At 38.8% G+C, this 8,076-nt stretch carries 10 protein-coding genes; 8 read left to right on the forward strand and 2 right to left on the reverse strand.

Annotated features, from left to right (window positions below):
* The first annotated feature begins 108 nt into the window (after positions 1-108).
* From ACFIJR_RS03850 to ACFIJR_RS03885, 8 genes are all read left to right on the forward strand, one after another.
* Positions 109-258, forward strand: coding sequence for a hypothetical protein (locus ACFIJR_RS03850; protein WP_375653649.1), 150 nt, complete (start codon positions 109-111; stop codon positions 256-258).
* A gap of 412 nt (positions 259-670) precedes the next feature.
* A complete protein-coding gene (locus ACFIJR_RS03855; protein ID WP_375653651.1) occupies positions 671-1,204 on the forward strand; it encodes a hypothetical protein in 534 nt (177 codons plus the stop codon).
* Positions 1,205-1,736: 532 nt separating this feature from the next.
* Positions 1,737-2,132 carry a hypothetical protein gene (locus ACFIJR_RS03860; protein ID WP_375653652.1) on the forward strand — a complete coding sequence of 132 codons (396 nt, stop codon included), beginning with the start codon at positions 1,737-1,739 and terminating at the stop codon, positions 2,130-2,132.
* A gap of 295 nt (positions 2,133-2,427) precedes the next feature.
* Entirely contained in the window at positions 2,428-3,027 is a 600-nt protein-coding gene (locus ACFIJR_RS03865; RefSeq protein WP_375626416.1) for a hypothetical protein, read from the forward strand.
* Between the two features lie 540 nt (positions 3,028-3,567).
* The gene (locus tag ACFIJR_RS03870) at positions 3,568-3,831 is read left to right on the forward strand and encodes a hypothetical protein (protein ID WP_375653653.1); all 264 of its coding nucleotides are present in this window, start codon (positions 3,568-3,570) and stop codon (positions 3,829-3,831) included.
* Positions 3,832-4,739: 908 nt separating this feature from the next.
* A complete protein-coding gene (locus ACFIJR_RS03875; RefSeq protein WP_375625336.1) occupies positions 4,740-5,111 on the forward strand; it encodes a hypothetical protein in 372 nt (123 codons plus the stop codon).
* A 17-nt stretch (positions 5,112-5,128) separates the two neighbouring features.
* On the forward strand, positions 5,129-6,292 hold the full coding sequence (locus ACFIJR_RS03880) for a DUF6990 domain-containing protein (protein ID WP_375653655.1): 1,164 nt from the start codon (positions 5,129-5,131) through the stop codon (positions 6,290-6,292).
* Between the two features lie 481 nt (positions 6,293-6,773).
* Positions 6,774-7,082 carry a hypothetical protein gene (locus ACFIJR_RS03885; RefSeq protein WP_375625338.1) on the forward strand — a complete coding sequence of 103 codons (309 nt, stop codon included), beginning with the start codon at positions 6,774-6,776 and terminating at the stop codon, positions 7,080-7,082.
* A 267-nt stretch (positions 7,083-7,349) separates the two neighbouring features.
* On the opposite strand, the gene ACFIJR_RS03890 is transcribed toward ACFIJR_RS03885, so the two are convergent.
* On the reverse strand, positions 7,350-7,673 hold the full coding sequence (locus tag ACFIJR_RS03890; protein WP_375625339.1) for a hypothetical protein: 324 nt from the start codon (positions 7,671-7,673) through the stop codon (positions 7,350-7,352).
* A gap of 171 nt (positions 7,674-7,844) precedes the next feature.
* On the reverse strand, positions 7,845-8,076 hold a 232-nt coding region (locus tag ACFIJR_RS03895), incomplete at its 5' end, for a hypothetical protein (protein WP_375653656.1).

Below are 8,076 nucleotides of genomic sequence, written 5' to 3' on the forward strand. Positions count from 1 at the left end.
CATGTCTTAAATGGGGGGGCGGAAAACAGGGGGGGCGGAAAACAATTGATAAAAGAATAAAAATGCTTCTATCTTTTCAAGAGATAAGGGCTGTTGTCGAAGCTAGATATGGCTGTTGTAGGGCGCGCGGTATGGCTGTTTGTAGGGTGCGGGCGGGTATGGCTGTTTGTAGGGCGCGCGGTATGGCTTGTCGTAGAAGGGGTGGTGGGTATGGCTGTTGTAGGGGGCAGGTTTTGTTGTAGGAGAGCGCGCGCCTAGGGTAAATGGGTAATCTCGTAGAGGAACGAGTATGGCTTGTCGCAAGGGGAGGGTCTGGGTATCGTAGATGCGGTGGGCGGCGCATGTGAATGGTGCTGGGTTATACTTTTTATTGAAACAATAGGGGTGATAGAGTTTATAGTAAGGGGGATATATTCATGAGGGCGCTATTGTTATCCCCTTCATGGGTGCTGTTCATGAAATGGGGTGTACGCGCGTTGGTTTAGAAGTGTTGAGAGGTGTTTCTTTAAAACAAGCACGTGTATTGGCAAAAGTATTGGCAATATAAATATACAATACGAGTGTTCTCTGGGGTATTCTGTCTGACGATAATGGACGGAATTTTACTTGAGAGATTGTTTGTGTCCTTATAAAAGCCAAGGACAAACAGTTGTATAAAAAGGAAGAGCAAATGAAGGGGGAAAATTCCACATTTTATAACAAACTGTGCTCTGTTCTTTTTGGAAAATCATCTCGTTCTTATAAAGATCATATTATCATTTGTCTTATTTCTATCCTTATTGGGATAGGTCATAAAGCTCTTTTGATCCCATTAGAATCCAAGTGGTCGTTGAGTGTATCGCAGGATAGCACTCTTTTGGCGCTCTTTGTGCTGCGTGAAGTCATCATGGTGTGTGTTGTTGCCTTGATGCCTGTTTTATTGGTGCTTTATCTGATCTTAACGTATTTGTTGAAAAAAAAGATTCAGCAGTTAGAAGAGGTTATCCAGCAACGGGGTCACATAACCGATCAACAAAATAATCCGGTAAAAAAGGATAGAGAAAAAATAAGCTGTTTTTTTATCGTATACTTTTGGTTGATATTTCTGCTAGAGGTCTTTTTTCCTGCGGGTGTTGTCATGCTCATTTTAGAATTTTACTATTTTGTTTTCAAGCAGGTGAGAACGTATCGTAAAGTGAGACGGGCATTAAAACGCGTAAGATAAAGAGAGTGACAAGGCGCTGTTGTAGCTATCGTGAGGGGGAAGAGGCAATGTTTGGAAGCTCGTGACATAGAGAAGAGGGGCTGAATGGTTGGAAAATCATCAGGCAAAGAAGAGAGTCTATTTTCTTTTGTAATGAGGAGGAGGCTGCTCTTCATCATTTGGAAGAGCAACCGCGCTTTTAGAAAGTTTGGGTTTTTTGTTGAAAATAAGGCAAGCGCTATGCATCGCACTTTTAGTGGTTCTTAAAAGAGCGGGCATGAGATAAAAAAATGTATTTTTCATAAAAAAAGGAAGAGCAATGAAGGGGAAAAATTCAGCATTTTATAATGGACTACGCCATTTTTTCGAAAAAAGTGTTTTTTCTATGCGAGAGCGTGTTGTCATTTGTTTCCTCTCCCTCATTATTGAGCTATGGAACAGGATTTTCTTTCTTGAGCTGTGGAACAGGATTCTCTCTCTCTCATCCTTGGATAGCAAAGAGTACAACATTTTCTCTCTTGAGTTATGGAACAGGATTTTCTTTCTCCTATCCTTGGGTAGCAATGGAGAACGGACAGGGTGGTGGGATACACCTCTTTTTCTCTCTTTGTATGCGTTTTGGAAAGTTATTATAGTGTGTGTTTTGGTCTTGTTCCCAGTTATGTTGATACTCGGCATCATATTGTGGTTTTTGTTGGTAAAAAATATTCGGAAATTGAAAGGAATAGATCAGCAACGGGGTAAAATAACCGATAAAAAGGATCGGTATAAAGAAAGTGTGAACTGGAAAATGGACGATATTCTTGTCATGATATTTGCTTTCGTGCTTATGTGCGTGACACTGTGGGTTGCTTGTATTCCCATGATGATTTTAGAACTTTATTATGGTGTCTTTAAGCAGGTGAGAAAGTATCGTAGAATGAGACGGCTACTAAAACGCGTAAGATAAAGAGAGTGACAAGGCGCTTTTGTAGCTATCGTGAGGGGGAAGAGGCAATGTTTAGAAGCTCTCGTGACATAGAGAAGAGGGGATGGTTGGAAAGTCATCAGGCAAAGAAGAGAGTCTATTTTCTTTTGTAATGAGGAGGAGGCTGCTCTTAATCATTTGGAAGAGCAACCGCGCTTTTAGAAAGTTTGGGTTTTTTGTTGAAAATAAGGCAAGCGCTATGCATCGCACTTTTCGTGGTTCTTAAAAGAGCGGGCATGAGATAAAAAATGCGTTTTTCATAAAAAAAGGAAGAGCAATGAAGGGGAAAAATTCAGCATTTTATAATGGACTGCGCCATTTTTTCGAGAAAGATTATTTTTCTGTGCAAGAGCATGTTGTCATTTGTTTCCTCTCCCTCATTATTGAGCTATGGAACAGGATTTTCTTTCTCTCATCTTTGGGTAGCAAAGAGAACTTGACAGGGTGGTGGGATACACCTCTTTTTCTCTCTCTGTATGCGTTTTGGAAAGTTATTACAGTGTGTGTTTGGGTCTTGTTCCCAGTTATGTTTATACTCTGCTTCATATTGCGGCGTTTGTTGGTAAAAAATATTCGGAAATTGAAAGGAATAGATCAGCAACGGGGTAAAATAACCGATCAAAAGGATCGATATAAAGAAAGTGTGAAGTGGAAAATGGACGATATTCTTGTTACAATATTCAGTTTCGTGCTTGTGTTCGTGACAGTGTGGTTTGCTGCTATTCCCGTGGGGATTTTACAACTTTATTATGGTGTCTTTAAGCAGGTGAGAAAGTATCGTAGAATGAGACGGCTACTAAAACGTAAGATAAAGAGAGTGACAAGGCGCTTTTGTAGCTATCGTGAGGGGGAAGAGACAATGTTTAGAAGCTCGTGACATAGAGAAGAGGGGATGGTTGGAAAATCATCAGGCAAAGAAGAGAGTCTATTTTCTTTTGTAATGAGGAGGCTGCTCTTCATCATTTGGAAGAGCAACCGCGCTTTTAGAAAGTTTGGGTTTTTTGTTGAAAATAAGGGAAGCGCCATGCATCGCACTTTTCGTGGTTCTTAAAAGAGCGGGCATGAGATAAAAAATGCGTTTTTCATAAAAAAAGGAAGAGCAATGAAGGGGAAAAATTCAGCATTTTATTCAGCATTTTATAATGAACTACGCTATTTTTCTGGGAAAGATTATTTTTCTGTGCGAGAGTGTGTTGTCATTTGGTTCCTCTCGCTCATTATTGAGTTGTGCAACAGGATTTTATTTTTCCCATCCTTGGGTAGCCAAGAGAACTTGACAGGGTGGCAGGATACACCCCTTTTTCTCTCTCTGTGTGCGTTTTGGCAAGTTATTACAGTGTGTGTTTGGGTCTTGTTTCCAGTTCTGTACATACTCTTCATAACATTGTGGCTTTTGTTGAGAAAAAATACTCAAAAATTGAAAGAAATAAACCAGCAACGGGGTAAAATAACCGATCAAAAGGATTGGTATAAAAAAGGCGATAGAGAAAAATGGAGTGATATTCTTGTTACAATATTCGGTCTCGTGCTTCTGTTCGTGACACTGTGGGTTGCTTGTATTCCTATGATGATTTTACAACTTTATTATGGTGTCTTTAAGCAGGTGAGAACGTATTGCTGCTTAAGAAAAGAACTGAAAAACGTCTTGCAAGAACAGGATACAGCGTTTGAGAAGTCATGAGAGGGAAAAATAATGAAAAATTATGAGAGATTCAGCCTTTATAGGGATTGCTCTCTATACCATTTTGCCTCCGATATTTTTTGGTGCTCTTTCATGGGTTGTCCGTAAATATTGCTCTAAGGAGCAGTGTTGAGGGTGGCATTTATAGGGATTGCTCTCTATACCATTTTGCCTCTGATATGTTTTGGTGCTCTTTCATGGGTTGTCCGTAAATATTGCTCTAAGGAGCAGTGTTGAGGGTGGCATTGAGTGAAAGAAAAGCCGATTATGGATTAGTATTGATAAAAGCGTTATTACATGAGAGCCCATGGGGTTTAGAGCCTAGAGTGAGCGCTTGGGACTTACTTTATCGTTTGAAATGTGAGGAAGGGTAAAAAATGTCATTTTTAAGTAGTGTTAAGCTCTTTTGTCTTTGAGATGTTTTTTTGTCTTTTTAAGTAGTCTTTGCCAATTAAGAAGCACTTGCTAAGCCTCAACAGCGTTTTAGTATGGTGATATTGATACAAAAATTTATGGTATTTTGTGTTTTTCAGTCTGCTTCATAGAGATTTGGAAGTAAATCCGATGATGTAGGGGATGTAGGGTCATTTTCTTGAAAATAGGAGAATTTTTGGGAAAAAAGCTGAATTGTGGCTATCGGTTACAGATTGGCGTGGTTTGAAAATCTTCACTGTTTGAGGTGTGAGGAAGGTAAGAGGGTAGCAAGGTACCACGAATATTATTATTTTTATTATGACGCAAACCATAATGGCCTGTGTACTTTTCTTTATTCCGGTGGTATTTGGGTTTTGCATCATCATAATGCGTAAATTGGAAAAAAGATCTAGAAACGAGAAGAGGCAATCTCTGTGTGATAGCAAATAAGCTCTCTGTCGCACGGGTCTTTTCAAAGAGTGAGAGGGGAATACATGAAGGAGCAAAATTGGGCATCAGAGCAAGAAACGCATAAAGGAGCGCATTCTTTTTCGCTCCAGCAAGTGTTGCTCTCAGCAAAGGATTATAAAATTATCTTTGCTATTGCTGTTCTCATTATCATGTGGAAAATGGTTATAGAAATACCAGGTGTATTGAATTGGCAGCTGACAGGGTGGCAATATGTTGTGCATGCCGTTCTCTTTAAAACAACGGACATCATAACGGTTTGTGTTATTATTTTTATTCCGGTGATGTTATGGCTTCGCACCAAAGTGACGGGTGAGTTGTACAAAAATATTCAGAAACTAGAAGAAGCAATCTCGGTGCGAGAGCACATAAGCTCTCTGTCGCACGGGCTTTTTTAAAGACTGAGAGGGGAAAAATGAACAGTGATCCTATAGCCGTATTTCTATTAGATCCCGGATTCTGGGTGATGATTGTTATTTGCATGATCATTATCATGCTTGTTTTAGCTCTTTATACCTCTGTCTTTAAACGGATGAAAATGAATTTCCAAGTGAAAGGCGAGCTGGAAAGAGTGCTTAAAGAAAATGATCTTGCAACGCAGCAGTTTTGGAAAGATGAAGCCGTGGTGCAGAAGAGGCGTTTGCAACTAAAGGAAAAAGAGTTCTCTGCCGATTATGATGATGATGAAATTCTCACGATAGAAAGTGCAACGGGGCTTTTAAAAAGCTTGGGATGGTCGGTGGAAATCGAGGGAAAGGGAGATTATTTGGCAACCCTCTTTTTACCAGATCGTGAAGTGCAGTTTCTCTATAACGAGCAACGAGTGGAAGAGTTTTCGCCCTTTGATCGCGGACTTTTAATTATGAGCGGTATTTTTGCGGCGGCTTGTCAGACGATTAATCCTCATAATTCTGGGGTTGTGCCAACGGTATTTATGAATTTTGTACCCAATGGATTGGAAATTTTTGAAGAAAAAGTGAGCGTCCAGCTTTTAAAGAAAGCACTCGATAAAACTTTAAAATGGACAATGGAAGATGATTCTTTGCATGAAATGTTTCGCTCTCAATATGGTATTCCTCCTTGGGAAAAAGACTCTTTATCTTGGGCACCGGATGATGACATAGAGCTTGCACCTTATGCTTTGCTGCATCTTGCTGCTCTTGCCTTACTTGGTGATGTTGAGACTTTAGCTTCTTATGACGAAAGTTTTACGGCAGGGGAGAAGCTTGGCTTTGATGAAACCATTGAAAAAGTTCATTTGGAACGCGCTTTAATGATCGCTCAAGAAGTGAAAAGGGAAGCAAAGTTCAGTTACGATCTGCTGGAACGGGTTGCTGAGAAGTGGTCTATAGCCATGGACTATCAGCTTTTTAGAGTGAGATCTCCTAATACGTGTAATCAAAAACGCGCTTTTCATAAAAAATTAGTCGAGGAGAAAAAACAAGAATTAAGGGAACAAGGATTTGAAGGGGTGAGTGATGAACAGCTCGTGATTGAAGCAGAGGGGGTAAAACATGCTCCTGATATTACTTATATCAAAGATGGTGAAATCGCATTTATGGATATAAAAATTGATTAGTTTATTCTCCTGTTGAAGAAAAGTACCCTTATTTGAAAGAAGAAAAGCGTCATGATTGAGGCGCTTTCACACCTTTCATACCAGAGCAAAATAAAGTGCTCGAAAAATCAAGAATAATAGCCAAGATTTTAAAAAATAGACTGAAAATGGCTTGATCCTCAAGAATAGGGGAGAAAAATTGATTATAAATTCTGCTATCTTCTTAAAGACGGTTCCTTTGTTTTGTTAGAAAATGCTCATAAATTATCGCTTATTCAAGTGCTATGAGGGGGAAGTCCATTGACTAAAGCGCCTATGGAGGGAAGCTCTGTCGACTAAAGCGCTGTGGGGTGAGCTTAAAAGGAGAGTCCTCATTATTTGAGATGTGAGGAAGGGTAGAAAATGTCATTTTTGAGTAGTGTTAAGCTTTTTTACCTTTGAGGTGTTTTGGTGCTCTTTTATGGGTTGTCCGTAAATATTGCTCTAAGGAGCAGTGTTGAAGATGGCATTGAGTGGAAGAAAAGCCGATTATGGATTAGTATTGATTAAAGGGAATAAGAGCCCATGGGATTTAGAGCCTAGAGTGAGCGCTTGGGACTTACTTTATCGTTTGAAATTGCGAGGAAGTTCAAAGAATGGTTTTGCTTGTAGGGGGGCGCGGTATATGGGTTGTTTTCGTATTTTTAGGAGCCTTGTTCATTCAAGCTTTGAAATGAATCCTATTGAAGTGGGGTTGCAGGGTCATTTTCTTGAAAATAGGAGAATTTTTTGGAAGAACAAGAAGAACAAAAGGATTGTGGACCCTCATTGACTAAAGCGCTATGGGGAAGTCCGTTGACTAAAGCGCCTATGGGGGGGGGAGCTTAAGGGAAAAGCCCTCATTATTTGAGATGTGGGACAAGTAAAAAATGTCATTTTTGAAGGCGGTGATATTGAACAAATAAAAACACAATAAAAATTAAATTAAAACATCGGAAAAATTAAACTAAAAAAGGCCCCATTTTAAAAGGGCCTTTTTATTTAAATTTTACAATACACACAAAATGTATATAACCTTATTTTAAGAAATTTTTGTATCTTATACTCTAGCGGAAACCAGTTGTATAAAATATATAATAATTGATCCTAAAAAACCAGCTATTGCATTCAATAAACTTTTTCCTTTTTCGTATATATCGTTTATTGATGCTTGTTCTGAGGCGCTTCTATTACTGACTCTCAGTATATTCAATGTATCCGATGTGTCCCTTACTTGTTTAACAAACTGTAAATTTGTTTTCTCAATAGTATAAGGTGCAACAATAGGAGAGGGTTCTTTATTGACTATACGATCAGATTTTTGAATCGCGAGAGCTAAACCACTTGTAATTGCCCCCGCTATGAAAAAATATCTGATATTCATAGTTTTTTCTCCTATATTTATTTCGATAAATAAATATCGATATGTATCATACATAAATTCGATTTAAATAACTATAGTAAAAATACAACAGTCATAAAAAAGAATAAAGTTTGTCTATATTTTGACAAAATTTACCCTTAATTGCCTTAATGAATTCTTTCAGATTCGATTTTATGAAGGCGTAAAAAAGTTTGAAAGCTCTGTAGGCAAGTGGAATCCCATAAGGTGGGTGATACAATAGTTGCTAGCAAACTTCTTTTTTGTGCCTTTGACTAAGGATTCATAAAATGAGGGTTCATAAGAATGAAATACGATGAAAGTTGAGTAAAACCCGTTGAGGGGAAGGATGCACTCTTTTTGAGGGCGGAGTGCATCCTCTACAGTTTGGATACTTGCCTTATGA

It is taken from the genome of Bartonella sp. OD88NMGDW (assembly GCF_042193775.1).
In the GTDB taxonomy this organism is placed as follows: Bacteria; Pseudomonadota; Alphaproteobacteria; order Rhizobiales; family Rhizobiaceae; genus Bartonella; species Bartonella grahamii.